2 protein-coding genes are annotated in these 1,304 nt (G+C 64.6%); both read right to left on the minus strand.

All coding sequences use genetic code 11. The features are described 5' to 3' along the window. Positions 1-33: 33 nt before the first annotated feature. Positions 34-618: an ISAs1 family transposase gene (locus HF886_RS20930; protein ID WP_346765433.1), complete on the minus strand. Its 585-nt coding sequence runs from the start codon at positions 616-618 to the stop codon at positions 34-36. Between the two features lie 41 nt (positions 619-659). Next, positions 660-1,130, minus strand: coding sequence for a transposase family protein (locus HF886_RS20935; RefSeq protein ID WP_206039060.1), 471 nt, complete (start codon positions 1,128-1,130; stop codon positions 660-662). Positions 1,131-1,304: the final 174 nt, after the last annotated feature.

Here is a 1,304-nt window from a genome sequence, read left to right on the forward strand (position 1 = left end):
GTCAGGGCCCCGGCAAAGTCGTGTAATTGCATGTCAGATGGTGTGAAGTAGCTCGATCGGCCGGTGTGGATCACGACTGTGATGCCGTAGGGCGGTAGCGATGCTGGCGTGGCCGGCGAGTCGGAGGATACCGACGACCGTGTTTCGAATGGTGGCCATGACCTGCGGCCCACTGCCGGTGCGGATGGCGCAGCGGTCCTCGTCGAACGTGACATCACGAACCCAGTGCAGCCGGTTCTCGATGCCCCAATGCCCACGAATCCATGCCGCGACCTGGGCTGGAGCCGCGCAGGTCATCGGCATCGAAGTGATCAGATAGACGACCTCGACACTCCTGCGGCCGTTTCTGGTGACGGTCCGGCGGACCTGCAGAACCTGCGTGGCGTGCGGGAAACCGAGACCGGCATCGACCTCGGTGGCCTTGATCGTGCGGCACTCCCGTCGTCCGTGACCACGACCCCTGATCGTTGATGAGACCGGAATATCGTTCCAGGGCAACGACTTCAGCAAGTTCCGCAGGGATCTCTGGTTGTTCTTGACGGTGAACACGTAGTGCCCGCCCCGTGAGGCGATGTACTCGGCGGTGACCCGCTGACAGTGCAACGCATCTGCGGTCACGACCACATCGGTGAGGTCAAGCCCGGCCAGGAGGTCGACGATCAGCCGATCTCGTTCGTTTTCGCACCGACCTCGACCTGCCCGAGGACCACCCCACTGTTGTGGTCCATGGCCGCCAACAGGTGCGTCAGATGCCCGGCTGCATCCTTCGCCCCGCGCAGTGTCTTTCCGTCGACCGCGATCACCCGGCGCCCGTCGACGACCCGGGTCCGCATCCAGGCCCATATCCCGATGACCTGGTCGAACACGCCTGCGTCGAGGCGTCCGAGGGTGCGGCGGATCGTCGATTCCGACGGTGGCCGGCCCTCGATGCCGAGTCGGCTCCGGACATCGTTCGGGACGTCGTGCACCCATTCGGCGACCGCGGTGAACGATCTCGCGCCGGCGCACACCGCGGCCAACGCGACCGCCAGGATCACCGTCAACCGGTGCCGAACCCCGCGACGCGCTCGCGGATCGGGGACCAGATCGAGCACCTCGAGGATCCCGGTGTCCGACACCGGAACAGACATGGGCGAAGATGGAGCTGCGGGCACGACTCGTTCCTGGTTGTGACGATTGTGTAGGAACTTGAATCATCACCGAGACGGTCGTGCCCGCCCCAATCCACGTCCCTGATCGTGCGCCATCCCACCTTGAAACCGCAGGTCAGCTGGTCTTACTTACGACTTTGCCGAGGCCCTGGG

The organism is Rhodococcus sp. 105337, assembly GCF_012844225.1.
Taxonomy (GTDB): Bacteria; Actinomycetota; Actinomycetes; order Mycobacteriales; family Mycobacteriaceae; genus Rhodococcus.